We start from the raw sequence: 14174 nt of genomic DNA, 5'->3' as shown, positions 1-14174 counted from the left end.
ATGAGCGCATTATTTATGATTGCAGCAGCAGCTCTCTTGCTCGGTCCATTAATTGCAATTCATGAGTTTGGTCACTATTGGGTAGCGCGAAAACTCGGTGTTAAGGTTTTAGTCTATTCCATCGGTTTCGGTCCAACATTACTTAAATGGACATCAAAAAAATCTGGAATTAAGTACCAACTTTCAGCTTTGCCTTTAGGCGGGTATGTAAAAATGCTCGATGAGCGCGAAGGTAATGTTGCAGAGCAAGATTTACCTTATGCATTTAACCGTCAAAAACCATGGAAGCGTATAGCAATTGTTGCGGCTGGACCTTTAATTAACTTGATTTTTGCTGTTTTACTTTTCTGGATTTTATTTTTACCAGCGCAAGAACAACTAAACACTAGAGTGGGTAAAGTTATACCTAACTCGCCAGCAGCAACTGCTCAACTACAAGTAGGTGATAAGATTATTGCTGTTGACGGAAAAGAAACGCAAACTTGGGAAAAACTTAACTTTGCTTTGATTGATCGTGTAGGTGAAACTGGTAGCTTGAATATCGATGTAGATCGTGCAGGCACTGAGAAAAATATTGTTTTACCGATTAAAGATTTTTTAAAAAACCAAAATGAATCAGCTTTAGATGTATTGGGTTTTTCACCCTATCGTCCAGTTATTCCTGCTGTTGTAACTGAGTTGACTGCAGATGGGGCAGCAATTCGTCAAGGAATGAAGGTTGGTGATCGTATTGTTTCAATTAATGGTCAAGTAATGAAGGATTGGTTTGATGTTGTGGAAGTCGTACAACATTCACCAGAAAAGTTACTTAATATTGATGTGTTGCGTAATGGTCAACTCGTTCATTTGCAAGTCATGCCTCAAGGAAAGCGTGACAACATGGGGCAAGTGAGTGGGGTTTTAGGCGTAAAAAGCGATGCAGGAAAAATTACAATTCCTGACGAATATAAGCAAACAATTCAATATACTCCAATACAAGCTTTCCAGATGTCGTTAGATAAGACTAGCCAAATCTCTAGCATGATATTGAGTTCAATAGTAAAAATGGTTAAGGGATTGATTGGTCTAGAGAATCTTTCTGGCCCAATTACAATCGCGAAAGTAGCGGGACAAAGTGCAGAAATGGGATGGCAGACTTTTATCTCATTTATGGCTTTAATGAGTGTAAGTCTTGGAATTTTAAATTTATTGCCAATTCCAATGCTAGATGGTGGACATCTCGTTTATTACATTATTGAAGCTATTCGTGGGAAGCCTGTTTCTGAACAAATACAAATGTTTGGTCTAAAAATTGGTATGGTACTGCTCGGTAGTATGATGCTTTTAGCTTTATTTAACGATTTTATGCGTTTGTAAACGTATATGGATTTATAACTTACTGGAAAAACTGGCATGCGGCACACACATTTTTTAATGCCTTTGGCACTTGTTAGCGCTATGGCAGCGGTACAACAAGCATATGCAGCTGATGATTTCGTTGTTCGAGATATTCGTATAGATGGTTTGGTCCGTCTAACTCCTGCAAATGTTTCTACCATGTTGCCAATCAACAGTGGCGATCGCGTTAATGAACCGATGATCGCAGAAGCAATTCGAACATTGTATGCCACTGGACTTTTTGACGATATTAAAGCATCAAGAGATAACGATACTTTAGTTTTTAATGTTGTAGAGCGCCCAATTATTTCAAAACTTGAATTTAAGGGTAACAAACTTATTCCTAAAGAGGCGTTAGAGCAAGGCCTCAAAAAAATGGGTATTGCTGAAGGCGAAGTTTTTAAGAAGTCAGCTTTACAAACAATTGAAACCGAATTAGAGCAGCAATATACTCAGCAAGGCCGTTATGATGCTGATGTAACTGTTGATACGATAGCTCGTCCAAATAACCGTGTTGAACTTAAATTAAATTTTAATGAAGGTACGGCGGCTAAAGTTTTTAATATCAATATTATTGGTAATACAGTTTTTAAAGACAGTGAAATTAAGCAAGCTTTCGCAGTTAAAGAAAGCGGTTGGGCTTCAGTTGTAACCCGTAATGACCGTTATGCTAGAGAGAAAATGGCAGCGAGCCTTGAAGCTTTGCGTGCGATGTATCTGAATAAAGGTTATATCAATTTTCATATCAATAACTCACAGCTTAATATTAGTGAAGATAAAAAGAACATCTTTATTGAAGTTGCTGTAGAGGAAGGTAGTCAGTTCAAATTTGGTCAAACCAAGTTTTTAGGTGATGCACTTTATAAACCTGAAGAACTGCAAGCTTTAAAAATCTATAAAGATGGCGATACTTATTCTCAAGAAAAAGTAAATGCTGTTAAGCAGTTGTTATTGCGTAAATATGGTAATGCTGGTTATTACTTTGCAGATGTGAACGTTGTTCCGCAGATTAATAATGAAACGGGTGTTGTTGACTTAAACTATTATGTAAACCCAGGCCAGCAAGTAACCGTACGTCGTATTAACTTTACAGGTAATAGTAAAACTGCTGATGAAGTACTACGTCGTGAAATGCGTCAAATGGAAGGCGCTTTAGCAAGTAATGAAAAAATTGATTTGTCTAAGGTTCGTCTAGAGCGTACAGGATTCTTCAAAACAGTTGATATTAAACCAGCTCGTATTCCAAACTCACCAGATCAGGTGGATTTAAACGTAAATGTTGAAGAACAGCATTCGGGAACTACGACATTAGCGGTAGGTTACTCGCAAAGTGGTGGTATCACCTTCCAAGCAGGTTTGAGTCAAACTAACTTTATGGGAACGGGTAATCGTGTTTCGATCGATTTATCTCGTTCTGAAACTCAAGACTACTATAACTTAAGTGTTACTGACCCTTACTTCACGATTGATGGGGTAAGCCGCGGTTATAACGTTTACTATCGTAAAACAAAGCTAAATGATGACTATAACGTTAATAACTATGTTACCGATAGTTTTGGTGGTAGTTTAAGTTTTGGTTATCCTATTGATGAAAACCAAAGCCTGAGTGCTTCGGTTGGTATTGATAATACTAAAGTAACGACGGGTCCTTATGTGTCTACCTATGTTCGTGATTATTTATTAGCGAATGGGGGTAAGGCGACAGGTCAAGATACTTACTGCCCATCAGATCAGTTGGAAACAACTACAGATCCAGTTACAGGAGCGGTTACATATACTGGTAAATGCCTTGTTACACCAATTCCATATAATAATGCATTTGAAGGTGAGTTCTTTACATATAACTTAAATTTAGGTTGGTCATATAACACCTTAAATAGACCAATTTTCCCTACTTCAGGTATGTCACATCGTGTAGGTCTGGAAATTGGTTTGCCAGGTAGTGATGTTGATTATCAAAAAGCAACTTATGATGCACAGGCATTCTGGCCAATTAAAGACACAGGTTTCGTGCTGCGTGGTTACGGTAAACTTGGTTATGGTAATGATTTACCATTCTATAAAAACTTCTATGCAGGTGGTTATGGTTCTGTACGCGGTTATGATAACAGTACCTTGGGTCCTAAGTATGCAAGTGTAAATTTACAAGAAACCAAGCAAAATGACGGTTCTCCAGAAGAAGTAGGTGGTAACGCTCTTGTACAATTTGGTACTGAATTAGCTTTACCATTACCTTTTAAAGGAGATTGGACTCGCCAAGTACGTCCAGTGTTATTTGCTGAAGGTGGTCAAGTATTTGATACTAAATGTGACGTTGGTTCTTATTCTATGATTATGAATGGTCAGCAAATCGCAGATGCTAAAAAATACTGTGAAGACAATTACGGTTTTGATTTAGGCAATATGCGTTATAGCGTAGGTGTAGGATTTACATGGATTACCATGATTGGGCCATTATCTCTTAGCTATGCCTTCCCATTAAATGATAAGCCTGGTGATGAAACTAAAGAGATTCAGTTTGAAATCGGTCGTACTTTCTAAGTACGACTTGACTAAGCAATGAAATAAGGAAACAAATTAAGATGAAAAAATTAAATATATTAATGTTGGGATTAGGCCTTACAGTTTCTGCTATGACTAATGCAGCTGGTTATGGCGTTATTGATCTTGCTAAAGTTGTTGAAAGTAGTACTTATTTAAAACAACAAAATGCAAGTTTAAATCAATCTGTTAAACCAACAACAACTCGTCTTGAGCAGTTGGGTAAAGAGTTAGAAGGTCTTCAACGTCAAGCCCAAACCCAAGGGCAAAAAATGAAAGAAGATGATATTAAAAAGCTTCAGACTCAATATCAGTCGAAATTAAATGAATTTAACTCAACTCAACAAGGTTTGCAGTCTAAAGTTCAAACTAGCTTGCAAGGAATGAACTCAACTTTCGAGAGTCGTGTGAAGCAAGCAGCTGAACAATTACGAAAAGAAAATAATCTTGACTTTATTTTGAATAAAAATTCGACTGTTGCCTATGACGCTAAATATGATTTAACTGATAAAATGATACAAAAGGTTAATTCAATGAAATAAATTAATGAAAGTGCAACATTATCGTTTAGATGAACTAGCTCACCTAGTGAATGGTGAGTTAGTCGGTGCGGGTAGTCTTCAATTTATAAACTTAGCAAGTTTAGAAAATGCTGAACCTTCTCATATTACTTTCGTAAATGGCGAAAAGTATATCGATCAAGCAAAGACTAGCCGTGCGGGTGCGTACATTGTTACAAGCTCTATTAAAGAACAGCTTACTGATAAACAAAATTTTATTATTGTTGATAATCCATATTTGGCTTTTGCCATCCTTACCCATGCTTTTGATAAAAAGATCACATCAATAGGTATTGAAAGTACTGCTCAAATTCATACTTCTGCAATTATTTCTGAAAAAGCATATATTGGCCATTACGTTGTAATTGGTGAGAATTGTGTAGTAGGTGAGAACACGATTATTCAGTCTCATACTCGTCTGGATGATAATGTAGAAATTGGCAAGGATTGTTTTATCGATTCTCATGTCACTATTACGGGTGGAGCTAAATTACTTGATCGTGTTCGAGTTCATGCAAGTACTGTAATTGGTAGTGAAGGCTTTGGATTTGCACCATATCAAGGGAAATGGCATCGTATCGCACAATTAGGTTCAGTGATCATTGGTAATGATGTCCGCATCGGATCAAATTGTAGTATTGATCGAGGGGCACTAGATAATACGATTTTGGAAGATGGGGTAATTATTGATAATCTTGTGCAAATCGCACATAACGTTCATATTGGTTCCAATACAGCTATTGCTGCTAAATGTGGAATTGCTGGAAGCACTAAAATTGGCAAAAACTGTATTCTTGCAGGAGCCTGCGGTGTGTCTGGTCACCTTTCAATCGCTGATAATGTGACTTTAACTGGAATGTCAATGGTCACAAAAAATATTTCTGAAGCTGGTACTTATTCTTCAGGAATTGGATTGTTTGAAAATAGTCATTGGAAAAAGACGATTGTACGCTTGCGACAATTAGCAGATGTGCCATTGACCCAAATCACTAAACGACTTGATCATATACAAGCTCAAATAGAGTCTCTTGAATCAACTTTTAATTTGCGTAAATAGAATATTATGACCGAGTCAACTACACCTAAATTTGCCATCCCTGAATTACCAATGCAGATTCAAACGATTCGTCAATATTTGCCGCATCGTTATCCATTCTTATTGGTTGATCGTGTGACTGAAGTTACTGACAATAGTATTGTTGGTTATAAAAATGTTTCCATTAATGAGGAGTTCTTGCAAGGGCATTTCCCAGAATACCCAATTATGCCAGGTGTCTTAATTGTAGAAGCATTGGCTCAAGTTTCAGGCGTTCTGGGTTTTATTATGAATAACGAGACACCAAAACCGGGTTCTTTATTCCTCTTTGCTGGTGCAGAAAAGGTTAGATTTAAAAAACAAGTAGTTGCTGGCGACCAACTTGTATTAAAATCTGAATTAGTAATGCAAAAACGCGGTATCTACAAATATAACTGTACGGCTACCGTTGACGGTATTGTAGCAACAACCGCTGAAATTATGATTTCACACCAAAAAACAGAGCAGGCATGAGCAATCACGATTTAATTCATTCTACGGCCATTATTGATCCATCTGCAGTGATTGCCCCGGATGTCCAGATAGGACCTTATTGTATTATTGGTCCAAATGTGACGATTGGAGCTGGTACTAAATTACATTCACATGTTGTAATTGGTGGTTTTACCAAAATTGGTCAAAATAATGAGATTTTCCAGTTTGCAAGTGTTGGTGAGGTTTGCCAAGACTTGAAATATCAAGGTGAAGAAACTTGGTTAGAGATTGGAGATCATAATTTAATTCGTGAGCATTGCAGTTTACATAGAGGAACTGTACAAGATCATGCTTTAACTAAAATAGGTAGTCATAACTTATTGATGGTTAATACGCATATTGCGCATGACTGTATTGTTGGTGATCATAATATTTTCGCAAATAATGTAGGTGTTGCTGGACACGTCCATATTGGTGATCATGTCATTATTGGTGGTAATTCAGGAATTCATCAATTCTGTAAAATCGATTCTTACAGTATGGTTGGTGGAGCATCTTTAATTTTAAAAGATGTGCCAGCTTATGTTATGGCATCTGGTAATCCAGCACATGCGTTTGGTATCAATATTGAAGGTATGCGCCGAAAGGGTTGGTCTAAGGATACAATTCAAGGTCTTAGAGAAGCTTATAAATTGATTTTTAAATCAGGCCTGACTTCTGTTCAAGCTGTTGAGCAGATTAAAAATGATATTCTGCCGAATGTTCCAGAAGCTCAATTATTAATTGACTCTGTTGAGCAATCAGAACGTGGTATTGTGCGTTAAGCCTAGATATTCAAAAAAAGACACCGCAATCTGCGGTGTCTTTTTTTCTTAAAAACTTTTATTTATTAAAAAATTTGGCTTCTTCCGATTTTGGATACTGACTTAAGATTTTAGCTTTATATTGGTTTGCTGATACAGTGTTTTTATCGACATCATTGGCAATACTGTAGAGTTGATAAAGCGCACGGGGAGCTTTACTAGAATTTGGATATTGCGTAGCGACTACATTATAGTTCTTTTTAGCTTCATTATAATTTACAGGATCAGTTGCTAAATTAAACTCGGCTAACCAAAAATAGGCATTCCCTGTATAAACGCTATTAGGATGATTTTTGATAAAGTTTTGCATTGGAGCAATCGCTTTTTTTGCTCCACCTTGTTTATAGGCATCTAAAGCAACAGTATAAGCTGCTTTTTCAAGTTCTACAGGGTTCGATTGATTTTGTGTAGCAGGCGGTGAAGCTGGTTGTGTTACTTGCGTTTGTGAGGGGGAAGTAACTTGACTTGCAGAAGTTGTAGTACTTGTTGCTTTATTGTCGGTAGGTGGGGCTTCTGAGCTTCCAGTAGCTGTAGCATCACTATTAGTTGTATTGTCTGGTGTTGCACTTTCAGGATCTACTTTTTGATTAAGTAATTCCAAACGCTGGTCTAAATCAGTATAGCGATTAGATAACTCTTTTTTCAATTGTTCAATATCATTCGATTGTTCTTCTAACTGACCGCGCAAGGTGCGTATATCATTTTCTAATTGTTGGTTTTTTTGCATCAATTCCCAATTTAGATTACTAGGGACTGAAGCGTTATTCGATGAAGTGTTAGTTGAGCTACCACCACTTTGACTTAAACCGCGCGATTCAATTGGAATATTGGCATAGAGAGAAGTAGTGCTCATTAAGGCAATAAATAATAAAGAATGCTTCATCAATCGCATGAGTATAGGTCCATAATTTTATGTAAAAGCTAACTTGACAAGGGAATATGTAAACTATTCACATTAGCTATCTAAGGTTTTAATTGATCACTGCAATTAAAACAGCTAACAATATAAATGCAAGAATAGTTTACAATCTTCAAGCATATTTTATTCAAAATAAGTATCAAGAAAGAATATAAGATAAGAGATTCTAGGAATTTATATGTTTTTGACGATGAATTAATCAATTGAAACATAAACTTGCTTAAAATTGAGAAGAAGGCTTGCAACTCTTTTAAAAATCTCTATACTCTGTTTTGCAATGGTAGCCCCGCTGGTGGCTTCGCAATTGTACTCTGTGAACCCCGCCAGGACCGGAAGGTAGCAACGGTAGCAGATCTATGATGTGCCGAAGTTTTGCTAGTGGGGTTGCCACCATCTTCTAATCCGATCTTCGTTGGATTGCCTTCATAATTACATCTAAATCAAATCCTCTATACTGTAAAAATCTCATCTGTTTTGCTTTAAGTTTAGGATCTTTTTCTACTTCTTCACCAAATTTTTTAACTTTAAGCTGATAAGCCTGTTCTACCCAATCAATGTTATGAATTTCATCTGCAATTAAATCATTTTCGATTTGTTTTGTTTTTAAAGCTTGTTTAATACGTTTTGGGCCTTTACCTTTGCGAATTTGGCTAGCCAATGTTAGTTCTGCAACGCGTTGGTCACTTTGATAGTTTTGCTCAGATAACTCTTCAACAAGTTGCTTAACCTCTTCAGGGTTTTGTGCATAACGATTCAATTTCTCGATAAGTTCTGCTTTCGAATAGTCTCGACGAGTCAATAAAGCAAAAGCATATGAGCGCAAACGTTGACCTGTAAGCAAAGCGCGTTGTTGGGACTGTTCTTCTGTTCTTTTGAACATATTTAATATTTCCTTGTAAAAAACGCCCCGAAGGGCGTTTTAAGACTTATAAGCGATAATTAAGACTCTAATAGAAGATCTTCTTCTTCATCTTCCACCTGTACAGCACCATTAGTACCCGTAGTTAGCAGTTGTTCACGGATAATTTTTTCAATTTCTCCAGCCATTTGAGGATTTTCTTCAAAGTGGCGAATAACGTTGTTTTTACCCTGACCAATTTTATTGCCTTGATACGAATACCAAGCACCTGCTTTTTGCACGATATCTTGTTGTACAGCTAAATCTACAAGTTCGCCAAGCTGGTTTGTACCTTTACCGTACAAGATTTGAAAAATAGCTTCTTTAAATGGAGGAGCCATTTTATTTTTAACAACTTTAACTCGAGTTTCAGAGCCGATGATTTCATCACCTTCTTTGACTTGACCAATACGGCGGATATCTAAACGTACAGAAGCATAGAACTTCAATGCGTTACCACCAGTCGTAGTCTCAGGGCTACCAAACATTACACCAATTTTCATACGGATCTGGTTAATGAAAATAACCATACAGTTCGAGCGTTTAGCGTTACCCGTAATTTTACGTAGTGCCTGACTCATTAGGCGAGCTTGTAAGCCCATGTGAGAGTCACCCATTTCGCCTTCAATTTCTGCTTTAGGAGTAAGAGCAGCAACTGAGTCGACAACGATTAAATCAATTGCACCAGAGCGAACTAGCATGTCTGCAATCTCGAGAGCCTGTTCACCGTTATCAGGTTGCGATACAAGTAGATTATCAATGTCCACGCCCAGCTTACGTGCATATTGTGGATCTAATGCATGTTCTGCATCGATAAATGCACAAGTACCACCAGCTTTTTGACATTGTGCAATCGCTTGGAGAGTCATTGTGGTTTTACCAGAAGATTCTGGACCATAAATCTCAACGATACGACCTTTCGGTAAACCGCCAATCCCCAATGCAATATCTAAAGTCAAAGAACCTGTAGATACAGCTTCAACTGCTTGAACAGTGTTGTCACCGAGACGCATCACCGTATTTTTGCCAAATTGTTTCTCAATTTGACTTAGCGCGGCTTGTAATGCTTTGCTTTTATTCTCATCCATCTCAAAAACCTCAATACTCTAAGTTCATCACGTTTAACCCAAGTGGATGCATTGAATCTCAACTTGTTTCACAGGGCTAATAGTGACAGATTTTTTCTATAGCTTCTATGTGTTGTCTGTGTGTGTGCGACACAACTCGACGTTTTTATTCATCACCATACGACCAGTGCTGATCATTGTCCTGTTTAAACCGATTAATCTGTCTACGATCCTTTTTACTCGGTCTATGATCAGGTCGAGCAAGATTATGCAATTTTCGTTGGGATGCAATCAACTCCCGTCTAGCAATGCTTACTTCTGTTTCTTCATAAAGTTGCTGGGCAACTGGTGCTGGACCACGTGTGTTCGAAAGCGCTTTTACGACAACGGTTTTTTTATCAAAACCTTGTTGAATAATCAGTTCCATTCCAACACGAATTTCTTTGGAAACTTTTACACGCTCATTATTGTGATGTACTTTACCTCCTTCGATTGCTGCTTTAGCAATTGAACGAGTTTTAAAAAAACGAGCAGCCCATAACCATTTGTCGATACGCATGGTCTCTACAGCATCGTTTTCAAGCGATTTTGACATCATTATCCTTTCTATCAATTTGATTCAAAATAGACAGCAATTCTGTAAGTCGATCTAGTGCTTTATATTCTAAATCTTCATGCTTTCTTGCATTCTTTAGACTTGAGGGCTGCAAGATAGTAAACAAGTGTTTGATACCAAATTTTTCTGCTGTTTTGAGTACAGGAGTTGTATCGTCAATAAAAATGGTTGCGTCTGGATCGAAAGGTTGTAATTTTTGGAGATCTTGCCAAAAATGAATATCTTCTTTTGCATAACCAATTTGTTCACTCGATACAATTACGTCAAAGAAGTGTTCAATTGCAATATTATCGAGCTTTAGGCGCAAGCTTGCACGGTCAGCATTTGTAACTAACCAACAACTATATCCTTGTTCTTTCAGTTCCTGCAGAAGCTGAATACAACCTGAGCGAGCTTGAATTTTTGTCTGAAATTCTTGCTGTAATTTGAGTACATCAACGCCTACAGTTTTGGTCCAATAAGCTGATGAATACCAAACAAGCGTATGTCTATGTGATTGATAAAACTGATATAGTGTTTTTTGGCTATGGTCGAGTGGAAGTTGATGTATCTCTGCATGTCGCTTGGGAAGACATTCATTCCAAATGAAATCATCAAAAGCGAGATCTAATAGCGTACCATCCATGTCAAACATTACGATTTTAGACATATCTAAATATCTCCAAAATCATTTAAAGCAAATTTTTTAAGACACATCTACCATATATCCTTTTTAAAATCATTAATTAAAGAAACTTCGAGATATAAAATTAATTTAAAACTCCACCCATTAATTCTTTCAAAAGGTGTTTTGATTAATGTGATGGGTAGGGAGGATAAATGATTTGAAAATTATAGCGTGTAATTTTGCAAACAAAAAACAATAATAAATGCTTTTTAATAGAAAACTTTTCCTGTGTTTAAAGTAAAAATAGGCAGCCAAAGTTTTGCAATTAAGAAATCTTAAAAGTCATCTATATTTATGGTTAATTTTGCTTACATAGGATACGTATTGACATACATTTTATAAATTGAAGGATACTTGTTTAAAGTTATATTTAAAATTAACCTTAATAAGAATTTAGAGAAAGCAATGAAAATTGGATTTATTGGCGGAGCCAATGACGGTATTGTAATCAATGCTGCTGATGGTCTTGATACTTATAAGCTTGAATGGCATTACAAAGCAGAAAAGCACTGTGAAGCACAGCCAACATTAGGTCTTAATGGGCCTGAGTATGATTACTACAACCTCTTAATACTAAGAAAAAATAAAGAGGCTAAACTCTTTTATGTACTCACTACAATGGGAAAAGATGATATCGCGAGTAAAATCCATGAGTATTGGGAGTGCTCTACATCTGTTGGCTATGATTTCGATGATTAAGAAAATTTTTATTAATAATTTAAAATTTTAACTTTAAGCAAAAATTAAATGAAGAGCTCGTAATTTCATATAACACATGTGCTTTTAGGTGGTGATGGAAAGGAACCTTGGGATGATCAAAGTTTTTAACTTTGTGCATTCCAAGTCTTTCCATGACAGCTTGAGAGGGTGTATTTATATTAGCGGTAAATGAAACGATCTTATCTAACTTCAGTACATTAAAACCATAGTCTAAAACTGCTTTTGCTCCTTCAGTTGCATAACCTTGTTTCCAGAATTCTTTTGCAAGTCGCCACCCAATTTCCACACATGGAGAGAAGTCAAATTGTTCAGGTTGACTATGTAAGCCAATAAACCCGATAAATTGATGAGTTTCTTTTAATTCTACTGCCCAGAAACCCCAACCATTTTCATTAATGAGAGATGAAATTTTTTGAATTAAATTATGGCTTTCTTGGGGTGTTAATAGATTTGGGAAAAATTGCATAACATCTTGATCTAAGCCCATTGTTATAAAAGGCTCAACATCACTTTCTTTCCACTGTCTTAAAATTAAACGCTTTGTTTCGATCATGAGATGTCTCTTTAATTAAAAATAAGGGATCAAAGTGGTTTTTGCACAATCTTTTGTAAAATGATCTTGGAATTGATACTCACTACACCTTTTATTTTATTTAAGGTATTAATGACGAAATGAGAAAAAGAACTCAAATCTTTGGTCGCAACGTGTAAAACATAATTAGATTCACCAGTAATAATATATGCATTAATGACTTCATCAAAATTTTTGATCTGGCTTAAAAAGAAGTTGTGATCATTTTCTGTGAGTTGGGCAAGCTTTATTTCGACTATTGCCTCAATTTTTATACCTAGTTTTTCATAGTTAACTTTCGCTTGATATTTTTCAATTACACCATTGCTTTCTAAAATTTTAACTCGCCGATGACAAGCTGAAGCCGAAAGGTTAACGAGATCGGCCAGTTCTTGGTTACTTAACCGAGCATTATCTTGTAAGTACTTCAAAATTTTAAGATCAATTGCATCTACATTCATTTTCGAATTTCATCCATGTTTTTTAATTTTAATTCGAATTTTATACGAAAATAGCAAATTTTAATCAAATATTATCGAATAAATCGAAAGAATTGGCATGATAAAATTCAAATACAAAGGAAATGTTGAAAATAGGTGAAATAACAAATGATTACTCATGAACAATGCCTCTATTGGGATCAGGAAGATGAACTCAAAAAGTTTAAAGATGAATTTGCACTACCAGAAAATGTCATTTATTTAGATGGTAATTCTTTGGGTGCAAGACCAAAAAAATCATTAGAGGTTGCTCAGCATATTATTGCCAAAGAGTGGGGTGAGGATCTTATTAATAGTTGGAATAAAGCAGATTGGTGGGGCTTACCGACTAGACTCGGAGATAAAGTCGCGCAGCTTATCGGTGCTGAAAAAGGGGAAGTCGTTATTTCAGATTCCACAACATTAAATTTATTCAAAGTTTTATCAGCAGCGGTAAAAATTCAAGCTGAAAAATTTCCAGACCGTAAAATTATTGTTGCAGAAAAAGATGCTTTCCCAACCGATATTTATATTATTGAAGGTTTTATAGATTTGATTCATCAGGGCTATCAAGTTGAGTTAATTGATGGTGCAGATGATTTATCTCGTGTTTTAGAAAAAGATGTAGCAGTAGTTGTTCTTTCTCATGTGAATTATCGGACTGGATATTTCTATGATATGGAATCTATGAATCAACAAATTCACGTTAAAGATGCTTTGATTATTTGGGATTTATGTCACTCAGTTGGTGCGGTGTCTATGGATCTTAATCAGAGCAATAGTGATTTTGCCATCGGTTGTACTTATAAATATTTAAATGGTGGCCCAGGTTCTCCAGCGTTGTTATGGGTAAATCGAAAGCATCGTGATCAGTTCTGGCAACCTCTCTCAGGCTGGTGGAGCCACAAAAAACCATTTGATATGGCTCAGCATTATGAACCAGCTAACAGTATTCGCCGTTACTTGTGCGGAACTCAACCCATTATTTCTATGAGTCTAATCGAATGTGGTGTCGATATTTTCTTACAAGCTGATATGCAACAAATACGCGAGAAATCGCTCAAATTAACTGATTTGTTTATTCAACTTGTTCAACAAGAGTGTGCCCAGTTTGGTTTTGAACTGATTACACCTTTAAATCATAAATATCGTGGTAGTCATGTCAGTTATAGACATGAGTTCGGTTATGAAATTATTCAAGCGCTGATTGCTCGTGGTGTGATTGGGGATTATCGAGAGCCGGAGGTATTACGTTTTGGAATTACACCTTTATATTTAGGGTTTGAAGATATTTGGAATGCCGTACAACAACTTAAGCAAATCATGCTGAATAGTGAATGGAAAAATGAGCGTTATCTGGTGCGTAGTGAAGTGACCTGATCGTTA

The 14174-nt window shown here is 36.4% G+C and carries 15 protein-coding genes and 1 other RNA gene; 9 read left to right on the top strand and 7 right to left on the bottom strand.

Features of this window, described 5'->3' with window-relative positions; translation table 11 throughout:
- Genes rseP through lpxA form a run of 6 tightly spaced genes read left to right on the top strand, consistent with a single transcriptional unit; the run spans position 1 to position 6812 of the window.
- Positions 1-1356: an RIP metalloprotease RseP gene (gene rseP, locus RFW85_RS02100; RefSeq protein ID WP_170248209.1), complete on the top strand. Its 1356-nt coding sequence runs from the start codon at positions 1-3 to the stop codon at positions 1354-1356.
- A gap of 36 nt (positions 1357-1392) precedes the next feature.
- The gene (bamA, locus tag RFW85_RS02095) at positions 1393-3918 is read left to right on the top strand and encodes an outer membrane protein assembly factor BamA (RefSeq protein WP_216076519.1); all 2526 of its coding nucleotides are present in this window, start codon (positions 1393-1395) and stop codon (positions 3916-3918) included.
- 41 nt (positions 3919-3959) lie between these two features.
- Positions 3960-4460 carry an OmpH family outer membrane protein gene (locus tag RFW85_RS02090; protein ID WP_014206985.1) on the top strand — a complete coding sequence of 167 codons (501 nt, stop codon included), beginning with the start codon at positions 3960-3962 and terminating at the stop codon, positions 4458-4460.
- A 4-nt stretch (positions 4461-4464) separates the two neighbouring features.
- Positions 4465-5535, top strand: a complete 1071-nt coding sequence (lpxD, locus tag RFW85_RS02085; protein WP_170248210.1) for a UDP-3-O-(3-hydroxymyristoyl)glucosamine N-acyltransferase — start codon at positions 4465-4467, stop codon at positions 5533-5535.
- Between the two features lie 6 nt (positions 5536-5541).
- Positions 5542-6027: a 3-hydroxyacyl-ACP dehydratase FabZ gene (fabZ, locus tag RFW85_RS02080; RefSeq protein WP_002115603.1), complete on the top strand. Its 486-nt coding sequence runs from the start codon at positions 5542-5544 to the stop codon at positions 6025-6027.
- Positions 6024-6812, top strand: coding sequence for an acyl-ACP--UDP-N-acetylglucosamine O-acyltransferase (gene lpxA / locus RFW85_RS02075; RefSeq protein ID WP_170248211.1), 789 nt, complete (start codon positions 6024-6026; stop codon positions 6810-6812). Before fabZ ends, lpxA begins: the two co-directional genes overlap by 4 nt.
- A 58-nt stretch (positions 6813-6870) precedes the next feature.
- Here the strand turns inward: lpxA and RFW85_RS02070 are convergent, their stop codons facing one another.
- Entirely contained in the window at positions 6871-7743 is an 873-nt protein-coding gene (locus RFW85_RS02070; RefSeq protein WP_309171081.1) for a YbgF trimerization domain-containing protein, read from the bottom strand.
- A 314-nt stretch (positions 7744-8057) separates the two neighbouring features.
- On the opposite strand from RFW85_RS02070, the gene ffs reads away from it, so the two are divergent.
- Positions 8058-8154: signal recognition particle sRNA small type (gene ffs, locus RFW85_RS02065), an RNA gene on the top strand.
- A gap of 13 nt (positions 8155-8167) precedes the next feature.
- On the opposite strand, the gene RFW85_RS02060 is transcribed toward ffs, so the two are convergent.
- The 4 genes from RFW85_RS02060 to RFW85_RS02045 all read right to left on the bottom strand — a co-directional run bounded on the left by RFW85_RS02060 (position 8168) and on the right by RFW85_RS02045 (position 11000).
- Positions 8168-8650, bottom strand: coding sequence for a regulatory protein RecX (locus RFW85_RS02060; protein WP_086265604.1), 483 nt, complete (start codon positions 8648-8650; stop codon positions 8168-8170).
- 59 nt (positions 8651-8709) lie between these two features.
- Positions 8710-9756, bottom strand: a complete 1047-nt coding sequence (gene recA, locus RFW85_RS02055) for a recombinase RecA (protein WP_002115680.1) — start codon at positions 9754-9756, stop codon at positions 8710-8712.
- A 145-nt stretch (positions 9757-9901) separates the two neighbouring features.
- Positions 9902-10330, bottom strand: a complete 429-nt coding sequence (locus RFW85_RS02050) for an RNA-binding S4 domain-containing protein (protein ID WP_005068915.1) — start codon at positions 10328-10330, stop codon at positions 9902-9904.
- The gene (locus RFW85_RS02045) at positions 10314-11000 is read right to left on the bottom strand and encodes an HAD-IA family hydrolase (RefSeq protein ID WP_216076520.1); all 687 of its coding nucleotides are present in this window, start codon (positions 10998-11000) and stop codon (positions 10314-10316) included. Before RFW85_RS02045 ends, RFW85_RS02050 begins: the two co-directional genes overlap by 17 nt.
- A gap of 423 nt (positions 11001-11423) precedes the next feature.
- Here RFW85_RS02045 and RFW85_RS02040 point away from each other — a divergent pair, with 423 nt between their 5' ends.
- Complete coding sequence (locus RFW85_RS02040; protein ID WP_023187860.1) at positions 11424-11717, top strand: hypothetical protein; 294 nt, start codon at positions 11424-11426, stop codon at positions 11715-11717.
- A gap of 19 nt (positions 11718-11736) precedes the next feature.
- Here the strand turns inward: RFW85_RS02040 and RFW85_RS02035 are convergent, their stop codons facing one another.
- On the bottom strand, positions 11737-12291 hold the full coding sequence (locus tag RFW85_RS02035) for a GNAT family N-acetyltransferase (RefSeq protein WP_170248214.1): 555 nt from the start codon (positions 12289-12291) through the stop codon (positions 11737-11739).
- 29 nt (positions 12292-12320) lie between these two features.
- Positions 12321-12770, bottom strand: coding sequence for an Lrp/AsnC family transcriptional regulator GigD (gigD, locus tag RFW85_RS02030; RefSeq protein WP_004791887.1), 450 nt, complete (start codon positions 12768-12770; stop codon positions 12321-12323).
- 147 nt (positions 12771-12917) lie between these two features.
- Between gigD and kynU the strand changes: the two genes are divergently transcribed.
- Positions 12918-14168, top strand: coding sequence for a kynureninase (gene kynU, locus RFW85_RS02025; RefSeq protein WP_170248215.1), 1251 nt, complete (start codon positions 12918-12920; stop codon positions 14166-14168).
- Positions 14169-14174: the final 6 nt, after the last annotated feature.

The sequence above is a fragment of the Acinetobacter sp. 12966 genome, assembly GCF_031196995.1.
Classification (GTDB): domain Bacteria; phylum Pseudomonadota; class Gammaproteobacteria; order Pseudomonadales; family Moraxellaceae; genus Acinetobacter; species Acinetobacter geminorum.
Note: the sequence above shows the minus strand (reverse complement) of the source record. Positions and strands in the feature narration are given on the sequence as shown.

What these genes read in the sequence shown, in the direction of transcription:
- kynU (WP_170248215.1), top strand. Translation starts at nt 12,918, where the DNA reads ATGATTACTCATGAACAATGCCTCTATTGGGATCAGGAAGATGAACTC.
- RFW85_RS02050 (WP_005068915.1), bottom strand. Translation starts at nt 10,330, where the DNA reads ATGTCAAAATCGCTTGAAAACGATGCTGTAGAGACCATGCGTATCGAC.
- lpxD (WP_170248210.1), top strand. Translation starts at nt 4,465, where the DNA reads ATGAAAGTGCAACATTATCGTTTAGATGAACTAGCTCACCTAGTGAAT.
- gigD (WP_004791887.1), bottom strand. Translation starts at nt 12,770, where the DNA reads ATGAATGTAGATGCAATTGATCTTAAAATTTTGAAGTACTTACAAGAT.
- bamA (WP_216076519.1), top strand. Translation starts at nt 1,393, where the DNA reads ATGCGGCACACACATTTTTTAATGCCTTTGGCACTTGTTAGCGCTATG.
- RFW85_RS02040 (WP_023187860.1), top strand. Translation starts at nt 11,424, where the DNA reads ATGAAAATTGGATTTATTGGCGGAGCCAATGACGGTATTGTAATCAAT.
- RFW85_RS02090 (WP_014206985.1), top strand. Translation starts at nt 3,960, where the DNA reads ATGAAAAAATTAAATATATTAATGTTGGGATTAGGCCTTACAGTTTCT.
- RFW85_RS02035 (WP_170248214.1), bottom strand. Translation starts at nt 12,291, where the DNA reads ATGATCGAAACAAAGCGTTTAATTTTAAGACAGTGGAAAGAAAGTGAT.
- RFW85_RS02045 (WP_216076520.1), bottom strand. Translation starts at nt 11,000, where the DNA reads ATGTCTAAAATCGTAATGTTTGACATGGATGGTACGCTATTAGATCTC.
- recA (WP_002115680.1), bottom strand. Translation starts at nt 9,756, where the DNA reads ATGGATGAGAATAAAAGCAAAGCATTACAAGCCGCGCTAAGTCAAATT.
- RFW85_RS02070 (WP_309171081.1), bottom strand. Translation starts at nt 7,743, where the DNA reads ATGCGATTGATGAAGCATTCTTTATTATTTATTGCCTTAATGAGCACT.
- lpxA (WP_170248211.1), top strand. Translation starts at nt 6,024, where the DNA reads ATGAGCAATCACGATTTAATTCATTCTACGGCCATTATTGATCCATCT.
- rseP (WP_170248209.1), top strand. Translation starts at nt 1, where the DNA reads ATGAGCGCATTATTTATGATTGCAGCAGCAGCTCTCTTGCTCGGTCCA.
- RFW85_RS02060 (WP_086265604.1), bottom strand. Translation starts at nt 8,650, where the DNA reads ATGTTCAAAAGAACAGAAGAACAGTCCCAACAACGCGCTTTGCTTACA.
- fabZ (WP_002115603.1), top strand. Translation starts at nt 5,542, where the DNA reads ATGACCGAGTCAACTACACCTAAATTTGCCATCCCTGAATTACCAATG.